This is a genomic window from Ferruginibacter paludis (assembly GCF_030409685.1).
In the GTDB taxonomy this organism is placed as follows: domain Bacteria; phylum Bacteroidota; class Bacteroidia; order Chitinophagales; family Chitinophagaceae; genus Ferruginibacter; species Ferruginibacter paludis.
Genome location: NZ_JAUFQJ010000004.1, coordinates 583,476 through 603,807, shown reverse-complemented (window position 1 = coordinate 603,807; position 20,332 = coordinate 583,476). Strand labels below are relative to the sequence as shown.

The following is a 20,332-nucleotide window of genomic DNA, read 5'->3' as shown; positions in this document are numbered from 1 at the left end:
GGATTTGCGATGTAACTTATATACGGGGCTTTTAAAAAGGCAGTGCCGCAGATGCAGTCACTGCAATTTTTACGTGGTAGATTTGATGCCCACAATAAAAAAGTATTTTATCAGCAAAAAATAATAAAGGAATAAAAGCATTGTATGAAAAAAGTAGTTCTTACTTTATTGGTAGTAACAATTTGCAAAAGCTCATTTGGTCAATTGACTGCTGAACAACGCATACAAGACAGCGTGATTGGCTGGTGGGACAATAACCATTTCGACAATAAAATAAAACCGACGAATGACCCGGTACAAAAAAAACGCATTGAAATTGATGATAAAATAGTGGAGTGGATGAAAAAAAGTTATACACCAGTTGGTGGACTTGGAACATCTACCCGGCAAAATCTCAGCCTGCGATACGGTGTATATTTTATGGTATGGAATGTAAGTTTTTCAAAAGAATACCTGGATGAAAAAGGCCATTTTAAACCCATTGATGAAGAGAACACGCCCTTCGGTATTTCTGTTAATAATATCCCGGCAAGTTATGCAGTTAAATTTTTGAATGGCGGCGGCGATTACTATTTTACCTGGCCACCGGACGGTTATTTTGACTGGGAAAAGTATAAAGATGCCGATCCGAAAATTCATCTCAATGTGTACAAATACATTACCCGTATCAATGAAGTGCACAGTGTTTTTCTTGCTCCCAACAACAAACTTCCTTTTGTGGAAGTAACCAAGGGAGAATACCTTGATGCTTCAGAAGCCTCCCTGGATAAAGAATTTCAAAATAAAAAAGATGAAATCAATAGCAAATGGTCAGATTCAAAAAGCCGGGAAGAAGCTTACGGGTACGAGCAAAAAGAAATGGACCGTTACCGCAATGCCATACACAAATGGAAAGAAAAATATAACAATCGGCTGAATGAACCTGCCGTTTTACACAACATGCAACCCACCATCATTGGCGATTTTTTTGGAGACATGGATCCTTTCGCTATTAGTGATATTGAAAAGAGCAGGAAACAATATTTTCCGCTGTACAAAGTTCCGGCAAACATAATGAAGCAATGCAAAACAGCACAGCCGCAGTGGATTGCTGTTTGGTTTGGGTACAACACAAAAGAAAACGGAAACCAGTTGTATGAAATGTATACAGCCATTACCCAAAATTTAAATTATGATTACATTTACAACTATTTCTTTGATCCGGAAAAAGTAAAAGGCATTGCATACAAACCTGCTAACGAAGAACAATTAAAAGCAAGACTGGATGGATACAGAAAGAAAAATGCTGCAGCCATCAATCCTGTAGCCACTAATTCAGCCCGATACCCTGATGCATTTTTCTTCGACGATTTTTCATCCGCTAACGAAGGAGGAGACCCTGTTAATTGGTATTTTAAAAGATATGGTAAACATGCTTTGGTCACTGCACTTAAAGATCATCCTGGTAAATGGTTAAAGCTGGGCTATGGTACGCCTGTAAACCCATCCTTATTAAAAAAGCCGTTGCCGGAAAATTTTACATTAGAATATGACCTGTCAACCGACGGGGACTTTTCTTCCCGTACCGGCGGAGCAGCTATGCTGTCTTTAAACACCCGGGGGGCAACCGAAGATGGAGTGGAAATAACAGGCGGCAACGGCACGAGGGTAACTGTTGAAATCGCTTCCGGTAACGAAGCTGATTATAATAACAACAATTACCGGGGTATTGTAAGGGTGAGGCTGAATGCTACCCGGCCGGTAAAGAGTAGCACTTTAACGGATGAGCTGGTGTATGAATATCCCCTGCGTGAATTCACCGATAAAAAAACAACCATTCATGTATCAGTGGTCGTTAAGGACAATTTACTGTCTGTTCTCATTAATAATAAAGCAGTAGCGGTAAGCACCGATTTTAAAACACCCTACGGTGGCAAGTGCAGTACCTGCGGTTTGCAACCCGGTACAAAATTCAATACTGTTTTCTGGAATAACACTACCGATGACGCAGATCATATGAATGTGTACATCAGTAACATTAAGATCACCAGGCAATAAAATTCCCCTTTTTACAGGATAATGCTGTTTGCAACCGGTGGCTACATTTGGGAAAATAATTTTTATGTCACCAGCATCAGTGCCAACAGGATATTTAAATAACTATCGCCATCAAGACCGTCGGAAATTGAAACCTACAGCAATTAGTAACGTTGTAAGGAAAAGCACCGTTAATTGTATTTGGTTCAACACAATAATAAAATTACTTAGTATACCATTGATCCTCTTTAGCACATTGGTAAATAAAGCTGTTGCACAACAGGACTCATTTGACATTGTTAAATACACGCCTTTAAAGGGATGGAAAAAAGAAGTGAAAGATTACCTCACGAGTTACACTGTTACCGACGCTAAAACCAGCACCTGGTGCGTAATAAATGTTACAAAAAGTACTGCAAGTAAAGGTAGTATTGAAAAGGATTTTGACAGCGAATGGAATGAATTTGTAGTAAAAGGTTATGACGTAAAAGAGCCACCAGTAACAGACACGGTGTATGAAGCGGAAGGCTGGAAAATAAAAATAGGAGGCGGTAAATTTATTTTTAATAAAGCCAATTCAATGGCTTTATTGATGACCATGAGCGGCTTTGGTAAGTGCGTAAGCATTGTTGTCAGTTCGAATAGCAAAACCTATGGCAATGATATACAAACCTTTCTTGCATCACTGGATTTGAAAAAGCCACCTTTTGAATCTAAACAAAACGACACTGGCGTGAATGATCCAGTACAGAACAATATTGGTAGTAAAGGATCTGGTTTCGGGTTCAATACAACCAATTTTGACGATGGCTGGACAAGCGTGGAAAAAGAAGATTGGGTGGAGGTGACAAAAGGTAATATCAGGATATTGCTGCACTACAAACATCCACAGGCTGATGCCTACAATTCAGACATAATGGTGGCAGAAAAAAATGCCTGGAATATTTTGGTAGCCCCACGGTACAGTGCTGCAGCCAACATGAATTTTAAACCACACATCAGTTGGCAATCTATCGAATTTGCTGATGCAGATTTAACGGAAGCTTCAACCGGCAAAAAAGTGTATGTAGTGTTTTTTAAGAAACACTATGGCAATGGCAGTGGTACCCATCTTGAATTTATTGCGCCCGACAGACCAACTTTTGAAAAAGAATTCGGAAAATACAATAGTGAAGAAACCTGGGATAAAGTAGAGCGAATGGCGGGATACAACCGGTTTGCAATTGGTGCCAGTGATTTAACCGGAACCTGGACAAATAGTTTTTCGGGCATGACGCAATATGTAAATGCCTACACAGGTGCCAGTACAGGCGCAGATACACATGCTTCCGCACAAAAATTCGAATTTGGTGCCAGCAATACATACAAATGGGATATTGGTGTTGCCAGCGGCTTTGTTGGCAGCGTTAAATTTCAAACTGCAAAAGCAAGCGGAAAGTTTACCGTGACAAATCCATGGCAAATTGATTTTTCTGATATGGAAGGTAAACCTAAAAGCTTCAATGCCTACTTCGCCTGTTCAAAAGACGCCCGGGTATTATGGCTGCAGGACAAATCATATGGAGGCTACAATGCATTTGGCAAAGCCAATTAAGGTGGCATCATTGTAGTAAGCAATGCACCTCTTTTTTACTTTTTCGAAGACTAACTTTCCTTTAAAAGGGGACCACTTAAAAAATTAGAAAATGAAATTTGTAGTATCAATTATTTGTCTTCAGTTAATTGCAAATATTGTCGCAGCGCAGCTTAAAGAAACCTTTGATGCTACCACTTATACAGCCCCTAAAGGCTGGAAAAAAGAAACCAAAGTCAACCTGGTTGTTTATACGATCACCAATAAAAAAGATACCAGCTGGTGCCAGATAGGTGTTTACAGAAGCACCGAAAGCAAAGGCGCTATCGAAACAGATTTTAATGAATCCTGGACGGAACTGGCAGCACGTCCTTATAAAATAGAAGAAGCTCCACACGGAGATAGTGCGGTTGAAGCCGACGGATGGAAAATAAAAAGTGGTGCCGGTAAATTTATTTTTAATAAGGCACCGGCCATGGTATTGCTTACAACTTTTACGGGTTATGGAAAGTCAATTGCTATTATGGCCGTTACAAACAAACAACGTTATACAAATGATATTGCTGCACTGCTCGGGTCAATTGAATTGAATAAAACGGTAGTAGAGAAAACTCCTGCTGATGCGGCATCTAATGCCGGCACTGTTACTACAACTTCAACGCCTGGCAATACAAATGCTAACGCTGGTGGCTATGCGTTTACTACTACCAATTTTGATGATGGCTGGGTAGGTACCGTGCAGGAAGATTGGGTAGCAGTAACCAAAGGAAATACTAAAGTACTGTTGCACTATCCAAAAGAAGGCACCATTTTTCCTGCCGACCCCGAACCGCTCACCAATGCCGCATGGAATATTCTGGTAGCACCACGATACAGTAATCTTAAAAATTACAAAACCACTTATATCGCTACGTTTAACAGGCCTTACCTGGGCATGGGCTATGCCACAGAAAATAAAACGGGTAAAGAAGTATTTGTTTTGCTATTCCGGCAGGGAGAAGGCTGGATAGAATTTATTACACCAGATAAAAATACCTTCATTCAGCAATACAAATTTGATCCTGAAACTATAAAATGGGATAGTAACAGTGACCTGATGAACCCGCTGGCAAATATGAAATCTTATAACAAGTTCGCAGTGGCCACCTCTGATTTTAAAGGAAAATGGACCAGTGACTTTACCGGTATACAACAATTGTACAACGTGTATACCGGGGACTATGCCGGCATGCACATGAATCAGTCCAATGAAGAATTTGTTTTTGGAAATGCTGGTACTTACAACTGGAAATTACTGGTGGTAAATGGTATGGCAGGCAATGCCAAATTTACTGAAGTAAAATCAGCGGGCCAGTTAACCGTGGTTCACAACTGGCAGATACATTGTTCAAAAATTGAAAGTGGACCTAAAACCTACAATGCCTTCTGGTCTTGCATTAAAGGCGCCAGAATATTAAACCTGCTGGATGCACAATCTCCGGGGTCGGGTATCTACACAAAATATGGACTAGCTAAATAGAATCATTTACCTAAAACAAAGACTATGCGCATAATCTTCATAAAAAATTTTCCCTGTAATTGCACAGAAAAACAAGTATGGATTGCATGCAACCGAAGACCGGTAACCTTATAATTCCTCTTGTTAAGGGCTGGTTAATCAGGCACTATTAACCTTCTTTAGTTGATTACTTAATTTCCTTTTGCAAAAAAATAATTATTCCTGCTAACTTACGTCAGTTAAAAAACTGCGCCGAAAAAGTAAGTGTGAATATTTAATGACAAAGGAATAGCAAGTATGAAAAAGGAGAGAATGAAAAAACGCTTCAGCAGCGGGCTCATTAAAAAATTAATGTACATACTACCCGTTGCATTTTTAATGCTACCTGCGTTGTTACTGGCCCAGGCAGATAATGAAATTCAGGTGTACGCATCGGGCATCACTCCAAAGCAGGTTACGTTTGTTGAACTACACCAGAACTATACTTTCAATGGAATGAAAGGATTGCCCGACCCTTCTTCTGCCAGATGGATATTTGAAACACTGGAGATAACCCGTGGCCTGGGAAAAGACTGGGAGATGGGCTTGTATACTTTTACCGGCATCGCACCCAACGGCAAATATGTTTTTTTAGGCAATCATATCAGGCCCAGGTTTACTATACCTGAAAGCTGGGGATGGAAGGTAGGTGCCAGTATTTCGCTGGAACTTGGTTATATAAGGCAGGATGCAAACAGCCCTTATGTGATGGATGGAGAGTTGCGGCCCATCATCGATAAGAGTTTTGGCAACTTGTATTTTTCATTGAACCCCAACGTAGCATTTAATCTTACAGGTCCCGATAAATTTTTTGGTGTTGGGCCACAATTTAAAACAGTGTATAATGTACACCAAAAATTTGGACTCGGTATAGAATACTACGCTACGCTCGGCACATTTAAAAAAATATTTCCGCTTACAACGGAAGAGCATTTGCTGGGTCCCATTTTTGATTTATACAGCAGTTCGAAATGGGAAATGCAGACTGGTTTTTTATTCGGACTTACACCGGGTAGCAACCAGCAGGTATTTAAATTGATTGTTGGAAGAAGATTTGGGAAGTAATATCACCGGATAGGATTTATAAAAAAACTGCCGCTCTTTTGAGTGGCAGTTTTTTTTATGATGGACGTACAATTATTTTTGTTTAATGATCTGCCTGTTTAGTTTTCCGGACGCTGTCGTAAATTCAACAATGTAGTTACCGGATGGTAATGCAGCTAATTCATCCAGCACAAAATAGTTAGTGCCTTTTTTCATTGCGATACTTTTTACGACAACCGTGGTACCGGTAACACTAAATACCTTTACAACCGTCGTTTCATTTTTATCCCAGTCAATACTGATACGGGCTGTGTTACGGAAAGGATTTGGTGATACGTTAAAAGCCCCACTGGTTTTAGATAATCTTACAGCGACCACTTTAGATACAGCCGATCTGCCATTGATATCTGTTTGCAGCAACCGGTAGTACGCAAATGGCGCTGTAACAGCGCTAACGTCATCCGTTGTAAAATAAGTGAGCGGGGTGGAAGAATTACCTGAAGCGGGTTTGGTTGCCACTGCTTTAAAGCTGGCACCATTGGTACTTCTTTCAACTGTAAATGACTGACTGTTTAATTCCATCGAAGTATTCCAGGTTAGTTTTACCTGTTTATTTGGCGATAGTTCCGCAGTAAAGAAAGTTAAAGTAACCGGCAACACGGACGCCGGATTTATAATAGCGGTAGCATCGTCTGAATAAAATTCGCCTGACACATTAGAAGTGAGCCTGCCAACGTTTACAATTGCCGGAGGTGTTCCTGAGCCGGGGTTGTTTACAATCACCTGGAATTGTACTTCAAAAGAATCCGCCGGAGCAACCGAGCCTCCGGAAAAGGAATCGGCCCCCGTGCCAACACGGAAGCTAATGGTATTGCTGGCCGCATCATACTCAGCAATATCGCTATCGGCTGCATCCGTTTTAAGTCCTGCAGCGATACCGGTGCCATAATTTACCATCAGCGAATTGCTGACATAGGTTACGGTTGACGGTAAAGAATCTTTTAAAATAACAGCAAGTGCATTGAAGCTGCTGATATTGTTACCCTTTAGTTTATAGGTTAAAACTTCACCAGGTTCTGCTGTACCGCTATTGTTGGCATCGGTTACCGTATTGGCAAGATGTATGGCAGGCTGGTCTTTTGTTTTAACCACAAATGTTATAATACCACAAAAAAACTGGTCATCTGTGGTGCCTAATTCCAGCGTAATGCTTCGATCATCCGGCTGGATGCCGTAGCCAATACCTACATCGGATTCGTCAATATCAATTCCAAACTGGTCCGTGTAGTTGGGGTTTTTGGTAGTAACGTGTGCACCATTATTAGTGATGGTACCATTCCAGGGATTATCTGCCGGGTTTAGGGCATTGCTGAAGACAACACCATTGATCTTAAAAAAATCACCGGGGTATCTTGAATCGCCTTCCCAGCCCATTAACCCAAGACGGGCATCAGCAGCAGTCAGGCTACCTGAAGGAATATTTAATCCCGTTAATGTAACGGTATTTTCGGTAACACTTCCACCAGCATATACCTGTTCAAACGCATCGTATACACGAACGCTGTTAAAGTTTAAAGCAGGATTTTCGTACACCACAACAATACTCCAGGCGCCATAATTGCCAAAGGCATCAATAATACCAGTAGAAAATGCACCATCGCCCACCGTATAGGTGCCGGCGCCCTGCGACTGAATAAGGGCGGTAATATCCACATAAGCCTGGTACCGGCAAAATTCTGTAGAGGTGCCCGTGTTCTGATACACCCTGTCAATTTGGGCTGCGGCGAATTGCTGGTAACTTCCACTGGTTCCTTTTCTTATTTTGATGGTTTGATTGGCTGCTGCATTCATATCGAAGTCAGCAGTAGCGGCCCTTCCACCCCAATAAAGCCTTGCCAATTTAATAGTATTTGCACCGCCGGGTAAAATTAAATCTGCCGACGAAGAATTTCTTGTACCAGCTCCGTCACCTGAATTACCATCGATATCTGCATATTGCATATCGCTGGTACCATTGTCATAAATACTGTTGCCATCCAGGCTGTTGCCATTCATGGCTGTTAGATCAACAGTAGGGTTGGGGTTAACCGCATTCATTAAAGTGTTACCAAATAGCGCAGTACCACCCTTCAGATTTTCAGAATACACAAAGCCGAATGGCCGGATTTGTGCCAGCGTGGTAAGAGACACCAGGGCAAAAAATAATGAAAGTGCAATCAATTTTTTGGTGTACAAAGGGCACACAATGGAGTAAAGTTTTTCCATAGCAAACAAAGATTTTAGTGTTTAAGAGAGGTCACAAAAGTAGCGGATAAATTATTATAAAATCGTTTAATGAATAAAGAGATTTATATATTTTGGAGCTTGGTTAAAATTATTTTTCAAAAAAAGTTAGCATCACCGGGTAGTAAAACAGTGAATTATTTCTGCCAGTTTGCATCTTAAAAAAGCAACACCAAAAGTATAAAGCTAAATCGTTATTTTTCTTTTTGCAGCCATTTATTCCTTTGATAGCATTCCTGGCTGATCTTTAGTGGCAGCTATTTTTAAACTCTTTATCGATTGATAATAAAAAAGGCTGCTCTTGGTTTGAGCAGCCCTGTAATATGTTTGGTAGATATTATCTTTTCTCCTTTAACGGAATTCTTTTTCTTCCTTCCGTGCGATCGCTTTTACCTTCAAATGCCGGGGGTCTTTTGAAACCGCCATCTGCTTCATTCATTCTTACCTGTCTGCCATTGTGTTTCTTTCCATCTATGCTTTTTATCATCTGGCTGGCCGCCGCTTTATCCACTTCAACCCAGCTGTTCATTTCTTTCATATCAATGCGGCCCAGTACTTCCTTGTTTAAATTGCTTTCATCTAAAATAAACTGTAAAAAACTGGCTTTGTAAAAACCATCTTTGGTACCTAGGTTTACAAATAATCTTGTGTAGCCACTGTCATGTTGAAAATTACCTCTTTCTCTTCTGCTGCCATCCCTGTTGCCGCTTTCCCTGTTGCCTGTCTCTCTTCTGTCGCCACCCCTGATATCGGAATTTCTGATGTTGGAATTTAGGTCAGGTGCATTTTCATAATACTTTAAAAAGTGGTTGAACTCCAATGCTGCAACTCTTTGCAACACTTCTTCCTTGCTGATGTCTGCAAATTTTTCCTGCAGGTCAGCCATGTAGGTTTCATAATCCCCGTTAGAAATATCTGCCTGCATTAATTTATCCATGAAATGAAAAAACTGTTTGCGGCAAACATCTTTACCACTTGGTACATCCAGCTTATGAAAGATGGCATTCACCATGCGTTCCAGTTGCTTGATTTTATAACTTTCCCTGCTGTGGCAGATAGAAATACAAATACCTGTTTTACCGGCTCTGGCAGTACGACCGCTTCTGTGCGTGTATACTTCCATATCATCTGGTAACTCATAGTTAATTACATGCGTAATACCATCCACATCAATACCTCTTGCCGCCACGTCGGTTGCTATCAATAGCTGTAAATGCTTCTGGCGAAAACGCCCCATTACCTTGTCTCTTTGCTGTTGGGTAAGGTCACCGTGCAGCGCTTCAATTTCATATCCTTCCCTGACCAATTTTTCAGCAATGTCCTGTGCATCCAGTTTGGTACGGGTAAAAATAATGCCGTACATACCGGGGTTAAAATCGATGTAACGTTTTAATGTTTCGTACCGCTGCTGGGCTGCTACAACAAAAAACTGGTGATCAATATTTACATTACCACTGTTCTTTTTACCAACCGTAATTTCCTTGGGTGTGGTCATAAAGTTTTTGGCAATGGCCCTTACTTCTGGTGGCATGGTAGCGCTGAACAGCCAGATGCTTTCGCGGTTGATGGTATTTTTCAATACAAAATCAATATCATCTCTAAAGCCCATGTTCAGCATTTCATCTGCTTCATCCAACACCACATATTTTACTTTTTGCAGATCAATCGCTTTTCTTTCAATCAGGTCAATCAGTCTGCCGGGGGTTGCTACAACAATGTGTACACCTCTTTTTAAATTTCTTATCTGCATGGTGATAGAAGCACCACCATAAACAGCTTCAGTAAAAAGTCCTTTGGTATGTTTTGTAAAAGTAGCCAGGTCATTGGTTATCTGTAAACACAATTCCCTTGTTGGGCATACTATCAATGCCTGCGGATGTCTTTCTGAAATGTTGATCAGGTGCAACAACGGAAGACCAAAAGCCGCTGTTTTACCGGTTCCTGTTTGTGCCAGACCTACAAAATCGGTGGTACCTGATAATAAAATGGGGATCGCTTGCTCCTGGATGGGAGTAGGAGTGTCAAAACCGAGGTCTGAAATTGCCTGTACTAATTGTTCGTTTAAGCCTAAGGCTTCAAATGCATTCATGTAAATTTTTTTTTGGTTTACATGATATGCTATTCGCCTGTTGTTTCGCTACTTAATTCAGTGTTTAAACGTTAAAGTAATTTTTAATCTCAACAGCCTTTCGGGCATTTCATGCAATACTCGTTATAAATAATTTTGCAAAGGTAATGTTTTTAAGCTACCGAAGTGCAATTAAATCAATGGTGTTACGTTGCTATAGCCGTAAAATAACATTATCAGTCCACATACACCGTTTTAAACCAACCGGTTTTTCATAAGTCGAAGTACCCGGTAACAAAAACACCTGTCAGTCAATGCAAAAAATATTACTGCTTATTAGTTTTCTGTGCTGTTTTGCTAAAAACTTCGCTCAAACAAAACCTCCGGCTATAGACAATAAAGACTCGACTGCAATTTTACAGGATCTGATGGATATTTTGGACGACGCAAAGTCTGCTGGCAGTTTTATTTCGGTAAACCTGGGCATTGGCAACAGGATATTCAATGTACAGAACAATGTACTCAATTCAAAGCTTACACCTGTTAATACAATCATTTTTTCGCCGTCGCTTACCTATCATCATAAAAGCGGGCTGTATGTTGCCGGCACGGTCAATTTATTAAATGACAGTAAACATGGATTTGGCGTGAATGAATATTCAGCCGCCGCCGGGTACGAATTGCCGGAAAATACTAAAGTGGATTTTACCATCGCATACACCCATACTTTTGTTAGCGATATTTTTTCATCTTATGCTTCACCCGTACACAATGATTTGTATGCCGCTTATCTGTACAAAAAAACCTGGCTGAGGCCAGGTTTAGCCCTTGATTTTTCCGGTGGTGAATATGGGGAAGTTAAAAGGGTAAGACTGCTCTATGATTCCATAAACAGTAAACTTACATCCTTTACTTTAGTGCCTGCTGTTTCGCATGAATTTGAATGGGACGAAATTTTTAGTAGGTCAGATGGCATTACGATCACCCCTTCACTGCTGTTAAATTTGGGTAAAAGCAGGCAGGTGTTACACCATACAACCAATGCACCCAACCTGCTCAGTTTTTTAAATAAAAAAGGCAGATTGCCAAAATTAGAGAACACTAAATTTCAGCCGGAGTCACTTGGCTTTAGTTTGAACACAAGTTATGGAACAGGTAAATTTTCTGTTGAACCGGAAATGTACATTGACTATTATTTGCCCAAAACAACAGACAACCGGTGGGCGGATTATTTTACGGTGACTTTTCGGTACTCCTTTCAGTAAACATTCATTAACAAATAATTATCTCAGTAACATTTGGATTGGCATATCGTTGGATACACAAATTAAAACTAAAAAACCATGAAAATAAAACTCTTATTCCTCGCAATGGCTGCGCTAATTTTTACCGCAGCAGCTAACGCTCAAAGTGTTCATTTGGGTGTTAAGGTTGGTACCAACATTAACAAGATTTCCGGTAAATCCTTCAGCGAACAATTTAATTATGGATACCATGTCGGCGGCTTTGCTGAAATAGGATTGGGCAAGAAATTTTCGCTGCAGCCTGAAGTATTGTTTAACCAAATCAATACCGATACAAGCAGCCAGTTAAGTAAAATTTACAGTAATATAAATTCCAGCAAAATCTCCAATATCAAATTGAGTTATTTAAGCATTCCTGTTTTACTGGATTATAAACTGAGCAAATTCTTTGCAATACAGGCCGGGCCGCAGTTTGGCGTCTTAATTAACCAGAACGAAAAACTAGTACAGAATGGCAAAGATGCTTTTAAAAAAGGCGATCTCAGCATGCTGGCTGGTGTACAGTTACATTTTGGTAATTTCAGAGTCTATGGAAGATACGCGGTTGGTCTGTCGAACATTAATGATATCGACAACAAAGACAAATGGCGAAGCCAGAGTATTCAGGCTGGTATAGGCCTTACATTTTTTTAGTCTAACTTCTTAAAACAGTCACTGTAGCATCCTTATTCCATTTGATAATGGCCGAAGGTGCGGCAGCTAACAAATCATCCTGGCGGTGTTGTACTATATAGTCAACACCGTTTTTTATTTCGTCACTGATAGCGGCAAAAGTAGCAGGTGACGGAAAGCCGCTAACGTTGGCAGAAGTAGAGACGACCGGTTTTTTAAATCTCTTAATCAGGTGCCTGCAAAACGGGTCACGGGTGATGCGTATCGCGACACTGCCATCGCTGCTGATTACATTCTCTGCCAGCCCGGTGGCACCTTCATAAATTACCGTAGTAGGTTTGGTTACAGTTTGCAGGTAATCAATTACGGCCAGATCCGGTTGCGTTATATACTGAATGATATCTTTATCTTCTGCCAGCAAAATGATCATACTTTTTTCTTCTGCTCTTTTCTTAAGCGCAAAAATTTTAGCTACCGCTTCTTCATTAGTGGCATCACATCCAATGCCCCAGATAGTATCAGTAGGATATAAAATGATGCCGCCATTTTGCATCACGGTGATGCAATTGCTGATATCGGATGAAAAATCTATCATAGTATTTGCTTATACACTTTCATAATACTGTCAGCGTATTTTTCTGTTGTAAATAATTGTGCCTGTTCAAAACCTTTGCTGCGTAAAGTGCCAGCGAGTTCACTGTCGCTTGCAACCTGCAGCATGTAGTGGGCCAACTGCTCTGTATCACCTGGTGAAAAATATAAAGCAGCGTCACCACCCACTTCGGGCAAACTGCTGGTATTGCTGCTGATCACCGGTAAGCCGCTCCACAAAGCCTCCAGCAATGGTGCACCAAAGCCCTCAAAAATAGAGGGGTATATCAATGCCAATGCCTGCTGGTAAATTGCCGGAAAGTCAGCTGCTGTTGTAAATTCCAACGCTTTGGAAGCAGGTAATTCGTTGAGCAAAATCAGACGATTGGCCATGCCGTTTTCGTGCATCAGTTTTCTTACTTCTTCTTTTTCTTTTTTACCATTGCCAATTACTACCAAAGGAATATCCAATTTGTCTTTCAGCAATATCATGGCCTTGCAGATCACAACCAGGTTTTTTCGTGGTGCAATGGAACTGACAAATAAAAAATACTCGCCTGGTAACTGGTATCTTTTTTTTACAATTGCTTTTTGTGCATCTGAAATGGTTTGCTGAAAAATAGGGTTACAACTCTGGTAACAGATAGCTATTTTTTCCTGCGGCACCTTATAGAAATTAATCAAATCAGCCTTTGTTTGTTCGCTGATAGCGATAACTGTATCGGCCGCTTTGCAGGCCTGTTTTATTTTATGACGGTGTACATAGCGTTCATCAAAATTGTATGTTTCCGGAAAGCGCTCGAAAATGATATCATGAATGGTAACGGCCGTTTTTACACCGGTTCGTTCAATATGCAGCGGCAATTCATTGCTTACGCCATGATAAATATCGATGGATGATCCGGCGATTGTTTTCACCATGCCCCGCCTCCGCCACCAACCCGGAAACTGTTTTCCTGGAAAGCTTTCCGGAAAAATGGCACTCACATTTTTGAAAGCAGCCACATCAAACAGATCCGTTTTTTTTGGTGCAAATAAAGTGTACTGGTGTTGCGGGTAATGCTGTGTCAAAATTGCAATCAGCGAACGGATATAATTACCCAGGCCTGTTTTATTTTGATATGCTCTTTTGCCGTCATAACCTATATTCATAATTATATACTGCCTTGTGAATGGAAACGCAAGATAAATAAACCCTTCGATAAGTAGAGAGTAGTCAGTAGTGAGTGTCTCACTATTGACTATTGACTATCGGTTATCGACAGTTATAAGCCTTGTATAATTAGTTTCAAATTCAACGCCCTCCCTTTTAATCTTTTTGTATCTTGCGCAGCCCGGCAAATTTCATATAGCAGACTACATTAGTACAACTGCTTTCAACAACCGGAAGAACAATCATATAACCGAAAAAAGCAACACATTACAATGGAACAAAAAGAATGTATACTGGCGGCCTGGGCAAACAGGGAACTGCTTAAGGAAGAAAAATACGCCGACGCAGTAAGAACCATCATTGAAGAAGTAGACAAGGGCAGGTTAAGAACTGCTTCGCCAACAGAAAACGGGTGGCAGGTGAACGAATGGGTAAAGCAGGCCATACTGATGTATTTTGGCATTCAGCAAATGCAGACTTTTAATTTACCGCCATTTGAATTTTATGATAAGATGAAACTAAAGAGCGGGTATGCGGCACTGGGAGTTAGAGCGGTTCCACATGCAGTTGCAAGATATGGTGCTTACCTGGCTAAAAATGTAGTACTGATGCCAAGCTATGTAAACATTGGCGCCTATGTAGATGAAGGTACGATGGTAGATACCTGGGCAACGGTAGGTAGTTGCGCACAAATAGGCAAAGGCGTACACTTGAGTGGAGGCGTGGGTATTGGCGGCGTACTGGAGCCATTGCAGGCAAGCCCGGTAATTATTGAAGATGGTTGTTTTATTGGCAGCCGTTGTATTGTAGTGGAAGGTGTTCGGGTGGAAAAAGAAGCCGTGCTCGGTGCCAACGTTGTGCTGACACAATCCACTAAAATCATTGATGTAAGCGGCAGTGAGCCAAAAGAAATGAAAGGTATCGTACCAGCAAGGAGCGTGGTAATACCCGGCACCTACAACAAAAAATTTCCTGCAGGCGAGTATGGTGTTGGTTGTGCATTGATCATCGGACAGCGTAAACCTTCCACTGATTTAAAGACAAGTTTAAATGATGCACTACGAGATTTTAATGTGTCAGTTTAGCGTTTTAAAAGGCATTGCCCGGCAATATTCCGGGTTTGTAACAGCAGTTATTCCAGGCATTTTACCAAACAGGATTTTAAATGATGGAAGTTTAAAAAATATAAAATACACCAGCCCCTTTACGGGGCTGAGTTGTTTAATTATGACACCTAAAAATGATAGCTCCTCCATCCCTGTCACCGGATTTATGCTTGCTTTCGCAGGCTCCATCCTGTTTTCTACCAAAGCCATCATTGTTAAAAAAGCTTTTGCCGATACGCATACCGATGCATTGACTTTGCTTATGTTACGGATGGTTTTTGCACTTCCGTTTTTTATCGGTGCGGCTATTTTGTCGGGTAATAAAAAAGAAAATGTAACTATTACACCTCAACAATGGCTGCGTATTATCGGGCTGGGAATATTTGGCTATTACCTGAGTAGTTTATTTGATTTTATTGGATTGCAATATATCAGCGCCGGCCTCGAGCGGTTAATTCTTTTTCTGTATCCAAGTTTTGTGTTGCTCATCAATGCGGCCATTTTTAAACAAAAAATATCAGGCATTCAAAAAATAGCGCTGGCACTTACTTATGCTGGTATTGCCATTGCTTATGCCGGCGAGTTGGGGGTGGATTATGATAATGCTCATTTTTTATTGGGTAGTATATTGATATTTATTTGTGCCATCACTTTTGCTGTTTACCTGGTAGGGAGTGGCAAAATTATTCCGCTGGTAGGGGCTACCAGGTTTACGTCTTATGCCATGCTGGCTTCAACGGCAGGTGTTTTTTTGCATTTTCTTATAGCAGGCAATTACAACAATATGCCAGCCGGAAATTCATTTTGGGGGTATGGATTTTTACTGGCAATTATAGCTACCGTAATACCCGGTTTTTTAGTTTCCAATGCGATGAAAAAGATTGGGTCCAATAATGTGGCCATCATATCCAGTATTGGCCCTGTTAGCACCATTTTACAGGCACATTTCATTTTAGGTGAACGCATTTTTTTTGAGCAGGTAATTGGTACCATGCTGGTGATTGCAGGGGTTTTATTAACAGGGTGGAAAGTACGTGATATAGTTGTTTGATCTTAGAAAGCGCTCTGGCTTAAACGAATATATTACCCTGTATCTCTTTTAAAAATTTCGCATGCGTGCAGCGATTGAAACATACAACGCCGCCGTTAATTTGAAAGATTTGCCTTGTATGCTTTGATTTTTATAGGTAAAGGGTTTAGAAAATCAGGGTGGTCGCGGATAAGAAAAAACTTGATATTTTATAATAAGCTTTTGGGCAGATAACATATTGTTCTATATATTTGCAGCCCTGAATGATTATGCCCAGATGGCGAAATTGGTAGACGCACTGCCTTCAGGTGGCAGCGTTCGCAAGGATGTGCAGGTTCGAATCCTGTTCTGGGCACCCAAAAACTACAAACTTAGAACCCGCTTCCAGAGCGGGTTTTTGTTGCGATAAACTTTTCATCTAGGGTACTTTTTTGATGACAGCTAAAAAGTCAAACAGTTAAAAGCTCGAATACATTCATCCCGGCTTTTTTAGGTTGAAACTTTGATCTTTTGAATCTTACACTTCATAAGGGGGAAGAAGGAACGATTGATGAAGTTAGAATCTTGCCATCACGGCTTTTAAAAAGTTGAGAACTTCTACCATAACGATGTCAGCTATTTTTATTTTAGATGATGATCGGTTTGGTGATCAGAGTTAGTCGGATAGAGTAAAATTCATTAATTTTTGTGACCAATAGGGAAAGGATTTAGTGCACTTCCACGAATTCTGTGCTTTGTCTTTTAGACTGGGAACTGAAAATGACAATTAATTGGTTTTTTCTAAATTTCTGAATTAGCCCAGTCCAATGGTCGGCGTGTTTTCACTGATCATGTTTTTTTTTCTATCATTAATTAAAACAAACTATACCTGGAAAAGTCGTGCCATAGGTTAATCTGCCTTCCTGTAAAAATCAACTTTCTCCGGTGCAAGCGGTTGGTTACCCAAAATAATATCCGCCGCCTTTTCTGCGATCATCATAATCGGAGCATACAAATTACCATTCGTTACATACGGCATTACACTTCCATCTACTACTCTCAAACCGTCAATACCATGTACCCGCAAAGTGAGTGGATCTACAACAGACATTTTATCTGTACCCATGCGGCAGGTGCAGGATGGATGCAAGGCTGTCTCTGCATCCCGGCGCACCCAATCCAGTATTTGTTCATCTGTGTCAACGGTAGGTCCCGGTGAAAGTTCCCCACCATTAAATTCATCCATCGCTGGTTGATTCAGAATTTTTCGTGCGCAGCGGATGGCCTCTACCCATTCCTTTCTGTCCTGGTCTGTGGAGAGATAATTAAACAGGATAGCTGGTTTTTCTTTTGGGTCTGATGACTTTATTTTTATTGATCCACGGGCATCAGAATTCATTGGCCCGACATGCACCTGGTAACCATGTCCTCCTGATGGAGACGTGCCATCATATCGGATGGCAACCGGCAAAAAGTGAAACTGAAGATTAGGGTAAGCAACTGTATCATTGCTTCTGATAAACCCTCCACCCTCAAAGTGATTGGTTGAAGCAGGACCTTTTTTAAACAACAACCACTGAAGGCCAACCCAGGGTTTGTTATACCATTTCAATGCCGGGTATACGCTGACCGGTTTTTTGCAGCTGTATTGGATATACACTTCCAGGTGATCCTGTAAATTCTCTCCCACACCAGGCAAGTCGTGCAGCGTTTCAACCCCTGCAGCCTTCAACGTTTGAGGATTGCCGATTCCAGATAACTGCAGCACCTGCGGAGAATTAATGGCTCCTCCACAGCAAATAATTTCACCTGCTGTAACCCTGTGCAAACTATCTCCTTTTAAATATTCCACGCCGACAGCACGTTTACCAGAGAACAGAATTTTGGTGGTGAGTGCACCGCAGATTACTTCCAGGTTTTTTCGTTTTCCCAGAACAGGATGCAGGTATGCATCTGAAGCAGACCAACGCTTTCCGTTTTTTATGTTGCGGTCGAACTTGCCAAAACCTTCCTGCTGAAATCCGTTGACATCGTCTGTGAGCGGATAGCCTGCCTGTTTGGCCGAATCAAAAAATCCTTTAAACAAGGGATTGGTGGCAGGCCCGGTCTCAAGATACAGTGGACCATCGCCACCACGAAAGGCGTTTACTCCGGCGGTTCTGTTTTCAGACTTTTTAAAATAGGGGAGACAATGGGCATAATCCCATGTTTCCATTCCCGGATCCTTTGCCCACTTTTCATAGTCCATGGCATTACCACGAATAAAGATCATTCCATTAATGGAACTGGAACCACCCAGCAGTTTTCCACGGGCGTGATATACCTGGCGGTTATTCATGAATGGCTCAGGCTCCGACTTGTATTGCCAGTCATAAAATTTACTGCCAATCGGGTAGGTAAGCGCAGCGGGCATATGAATAAAAATATCCCACCAGGCATCCGTTCTTCCCGCCTCTAGCACCAGCACCTTATGATCCGGGTTTTCACTTAGCCGGTTTGCCAGCACGCAGCCTGCAGATCCGCCTCCGATAATGATTGTGTCAAAAATTTTATCCATTGCTATTTATACATTTAATAAGGAGCGTCAACATTTCCTAATTCTACATACACACTTTTTAGCTGCGTATACTGTTGAATGGCAGCAAGGCTATTCTCCCGGCCAAGTCCGGATTGTTTATACCCACCAAAAGGCAGTTCAATAGGAGTGATGTTATAATTATTGATCCAGCAGGTACCTGCCTGTATTTGATGAATTACCCGGTGGCCGCGTTTGATGTCATTCGTAAATACACCTGCTGCCAGTCCGTAAGCGGAGTCATTTGCCCTTGCAATTACTTCTTCTTCGGAGTCAAAGCAGAGTATACAAAGCACAGGGCCAAAAATCTCTTCTTTGCAGATTTCCATGGCATCCTCGCAATCCGTAAAAATTGTGGGTGTAAGGAAATTACCGAAACGGATATCGCGCCCTTTAAAATCTTTTTCAGGTCGTATACCTCCGGTAAGTAATGTTGCACCTGCAGCTTTTCCAGCATCAATAAACCCGATTACTTTTTCCAGGTGGGCTTTACTAATCAAGGCGCCCATTTGGGTATCAGTATCTGCCGGGTCGCCCACTTTTATTCTTTCTGTGCGCTCCCTGAGCTGCGACAAAAAGGAGTCGTATATTTTACGCTGCACAAATACCCTGGTTCCATTCGAACAAACTTCACCCTGTGTATAAAAATTGGCCAGCAAGGCCGCTGATACCGCATTGGGGATATCTGCATCTTCAAAAACAATTAAAGGAGACTTTCCACCCAGTTCAAGGGTAACTTTTTTTAGTTGGCTTGCGGCGCCGGCAAATATTTTTTTACCGGTAGCCACTGAACCTGTCAGTGAGATTTTTGCAATACCTGGATGAGCTGTTAGCATAGCGCCAACCCGGCCATCACCCTGCACTACATTAAACAAACCAGGCGAGGCGCCGGCGTCCATAAATGCCTGCGCCAATTCGAGTGCCGTGGCCGGGGTGAGTTCGGAGGGTTTAAAAATCATCGAATTGCCGCAGGCCAGTGCCGGTGCGGCTTTCCAGGCAGCAATCTGGATAGGATAGTTCCATGCACCAATGCCCGCACAAATACCCAAAGGCTCAGGACGGGTGTATCCAAAGGCGTTTTTTAAATCAACAAAATCGCCGTGTATGGTTGCAGCCATTCCTCCAAAATATTCCAGGGCATCTGCAGCCGAACTAACATCCACCACCAGCGATTCCGAAAGGGGCTTTCCAACATCCTGCGTTTCCAGCAACGCAATTTTTTCTAACCTCGATCTTAATATCTCTGCTGTTTTTACCAGCACCCGGCCACGTTCTGCCCCGGTCCTGGTTCGCCAGATTTGAAATGCCTTTTGGGAGGAAGCTACGGCTGCTTCAATATCTTCTTCGTTTGCCTGGTAAACGGTTCCCAGCGGATTGTTGTCAGCCGGATTGTAGTTTACCCAGGATTCCCTGTTTGTGTTGGTAGTTAATGCGCCATCTATAAACTGAGTATACTCCATA

14 protein-coding genes and 1 tRNA gene are annotated in these 20,332 nt (G+C 41.6%); 9 read left to right on the top strand and 6 right to left on the bottom strand.

Annotation, left to right across the window (positions count from 1 at the left end; translation table 11 throughout):
- Nucleotides 1–144 precede the first annotated feature (144 nt).
- From QWZ08_RS08185 to QWZ08_RS08170, 4 genes are all read left to right on the top strand, one after another.
- Entirely contained in the window at nucleotides 145–2,037 is a 1,893-nt protein-coding gene (locus tag QWZ08_RS08185) for a hypothetical protein (protein WP_290336859.1), read from the top strand.
- A gap of 217 nt (nucleotides 2,038–2,254) precedes the next feature.
- Nucleotides 2,255–3,610 (top strand): hypothetical protein, encoded by a 1,356-nt coding sequence (locus tag QWZ08_RS08180; RefSeq protein ID WP_290336858.1) that lies wholly within the window; start codon nucleotides 2,255–2,257, stop codon nucleotides 3,608–3,610.
- A gap of 91 nt (nucleotides 3,611–3,701) precedes the next feature.
- On the top strand, nucleotides 3,702–5,108 hold the full coding sequence (locus tag QWZ08_RS08175; RefSeq protein WP_290336856.1) for a hypothetical protein: 1,407 nt from the start codon (nucleotides 3,702–3,704) through the stop codon (nucleotides 5,106–5,108).
- A 291-nt stretch (nucleotides 5,109–5,399) separates the two neighbouring features.
- Entirely contained in the window at nucleotides 5,400–6,191 is a 792-nt protein-coding gene (locus QWZ08_RS08170; RefSeq protein WP_290336855.1) for a hypothetical protein, read from the top strand.
- 72 nt (nucleotides 6,192–6,263) lie between these two features.
- Here the strand turns inward: QWZ08_RS08170 and QWZ08_RS08165 are convergent, their stop codons facing one another.
- Together QWZ08_RS08165 and QWZ08_RS08160 are read right to left on the bottom strand one after the other, a co-directional pair.
- The gene (locus tag QWZ08_RS08165; protein ID WP_290336854.1) at nucleotides 6,264–8,435 is read right to left on the bottom strand and encodes a T9SS type A sorting domain-containing protein; all 2,172 of its coding nucleotides are present in this window, start codon (nucleotides 8,433–8,435) and stop codon (nucleotides 6,264–6,266) included.
- A gap of 355 nt (nucleotides 8,436–8,790) precedes the next feature.
- Entirely contained in the window at nucleotides 8,791–10,542 is a 1,752-nt protein-coding gene (locus QWZ08_RS08160) for a DEAD/DEAH box helicase (RefSeq protein WP_290336853.1), read from the bottom strand.
- 293 nt (nucleotides 10,543–10,835) lie between these two features.
- Between QWZ08_RS08160 and QWZ08_RS08155 the strand changes: the two genes are divergently transcribed.
- Nucleotides 10,836–11,786, top strand: coding sequence for a hypothetical protein (locus QWZ08_RS08155; RefSeq protein ID WP_290336851.1), 951 nt, complete (start codon nucleotides 10,836–10,838; stop codon nucleotides 11,784–11,786).
- A gap of 78 nt (nucleotides 11,787–11,864) precedes the next feature.
- Complete coding sequence (locus tag QWZ08_RS08150; RefSeq protein WP_290336849.1) at nucleotides 11,865–12,458, top strand: porin family protein; 594 nt, start codon at nucleotides 11,865–11,867, stop codon at nucleotides 12,456–12,458.
- Nucleotide 12,459: 1 nt separating this feature from the next.
- Here QWZ08_RS08150 and QWZ08_RS08145 read toward each other — a convergent pair whose 3' ends face one another.
- The gene (locus QWZ08_RS08145; RefSeq protein ID WP_290336847.1) at nucleotides 12,460–13,032 is read right to left on the bottom strand and encodes an L-threonylcarbamoyladenylate synthase; all 573 of its coding nucleotides are present in this window, start codon (nucleotides 13,030–13,032) and stop codon (nucleotides 12,460–12,462) included.
- Entirely contained in the window at nucleotides 13,029–14,180 is a 1,152-nt protein-coding gene (locus QWZ08_RS08140; protein WP_290336846.1) for a glycosyltransferase family 4 protein, read from the bottom strand. Before QWZ08_RS08140 ends, QWZ08_RS08145 begins: the two co-directional genes overlap by 4 nt.
- A 273-nt stretch (nucleotides 14,181–14,453) precedes the next feature.
- Between QWZ08_RS08140 and QWZ08_RS08135 the strand changes: the two genes are divergently transcribed.
- The 3 genes from QWZ08_RS08135 to QWZ08_RS08125 all read left to right on the top strand — a co-directional run bounded on the left by QWZ08_RS08135 (nucleotide 14,454) and on the right by QWZ08_RS08125 (nucleotide 16,672).
- The gene (locus QWZ08_RS08135) at nucleotides 14,454–15,266 is read left to right on the top strand and encodes a 2,3,4,5-tetrahydropyridine-2,6-dicarboxylate N-succinyltransferase (RefSeq protein ID WP_290336845.1); all 813 of its coding nucleotides are present in this window, start codon (nucleotides 14,454–14,456) and stop codon (nucleotides 15,264–15,266) included.
- Nucleotides 15,232–16,338, top strand: a complete 1,107-nt coding sequence (locus QWZ08_RS08130) for a DMT family transporter (RefSeq protein WP_290336844.1) — start codon at nucleotides 15,232–15,234, stop codon at nucleotides 16,336–16,338. The genes QWZ08_RS08135 and QWZ08_RS08130 overlap by 35 nt, the downstream gene beginning before the upstream one ends.
- A gap of 250 nt (nucleotides 16,339–16,588) precedes the next feature.
- Nucleotides 16,589–16,672: transfer RNA gene (locus QWZ08_RS08125), tRNA-Leu, on the top strand.
- Between the two features lie 534 nt (nucleotides 16,673–17,206).
- On the opposite strand, the gene betA is transcribed toward QWZ08_RS08125, so the two are convergent.
- Together betA and betB are read right to left on the bottom strand one after the other, a co-directional pair.
- Nucleotides 17,207–18,853 carry a choline dehydrogenase gene (betA, locus tag QWZ08_RS08120; RefSeq protein WP_290336842.1) on the bottom strand — a complete coding sequence of 549 codons (1,647 nt, stop codon included), beginning with the start codon at nucleotides 18,851–18,853 and terminating at the stop codon, nucleotides 17,207–17,209.
- A 14-nt stretch (nucleotides 18,854–18,867) separates the two neighbouring features.
- Nucleotides 18,868–20,331, bottom strand: coding sequence for a betaine-aldehyde dehydrogenase (gene betB, locus QWZ08_RS08115; RefSeq protein WP_290336839.1), 1,464 nt, complete (start codon nucleotides 20,329–20,331; stop codon nucleotides 18,868–18,870).
- Nucleotide 20,332 lies beyond the last annotated feature (1 nt).

Excerpts from the sequence above, each read along its gene's own strand:
- QWZ08_RS08185 (WP_290336859.1), top strand. The coding sequence starts at position 145 with ATGAAAAAAGTAGTTCTTACTTTATTGGTAGTAACAATTTGCAAAAGC.
- QWZ08_RS08175 (WP_290336856.1), top strand. The coding sequence starts at position 3,702 with ATGAAATTTGTAGTATCAATTATTTGTCTTCAGTTAATTGCAAATATT.
- QWZ08_RS08170 (WP_290336855.1), top strand. The coding sequence starts at position 5,400 with ATGAAAAAACGCTTCAGCAGCGGGCTCATTAAAAAATTAATGTACATA.
- QWZ08_RS08165 (WP_290336854.1), bottom strand. The coding sequence starts at position 8,435 with ATGGAAAAACTTTACTCCATTGTGTGCCCTTTGTACACCAAAAAATTG.
- QWZ08_RS08160 (WP_290336853.1), bottom strand. The coding sequence starts at position 10,542 with ATGAATGCATTTGAAGCCTTAGGCTTAAACGAACAATTAGTACAGGCA.
- QWZ08_RS08155 (WP_290336851.1), top strand. The coding sequence starts at position 10,836 with ATGCAAAAAATATTACTGCTTATTAGTTTTCTGTGCTGTTTTGCTAAA.
- QWZ08_RS08150 (WP_290336849.1), top strand. The coding sequence starts at position 11,865 with ATGAAAATAAAACTCTTATTCCTCGCAATGGCTGCGCTAATTTTTACC.
- QWZ08_RS08145 (WP_290336847.1), bottom strand. The coding sequence starts at position 13,032 with ATGATAGATTTTTCATCCGATATCAGCAATTGCATCACCGTGATGCAA.
- QWZ08_RS08140 (WP_290336846.1), bottom strand. The coding sequence starts at position 14,180 with ATGAATATAGGTTATGACGGCAAAAGAGCATATCAAAATAAAACAGGC.
- QWZ08_RS08135 (WP_290336845.1), top strand. The coding sequence starts at position 14,454 with ATGGAACAAAAAGAATGTATACTGGCGGCCTGGGCAAACAGGGAACTG.
- QWZ08_RS08130 (WP_290336844.1), top strand. The coding sequence starts at position 15,232 with ATGATGCACTACGAGATTTTAATGTGTCAGTTTAGCGTTTTAAAAGGC.
- betA (WP_290336842.1), bottom strand. The coding sequence starts at position 18,853 with ATGGATAAAATTTTTGACACAATCATTATCGGAGGCGGATCTGCAGGC.
- betB (WP_290336839.1), bottom strand. The coding sequence starts at position 20,331 with ATGGAGTATACTCAGTTTATAGATGGCGCATTAACTACCAACACAAAC.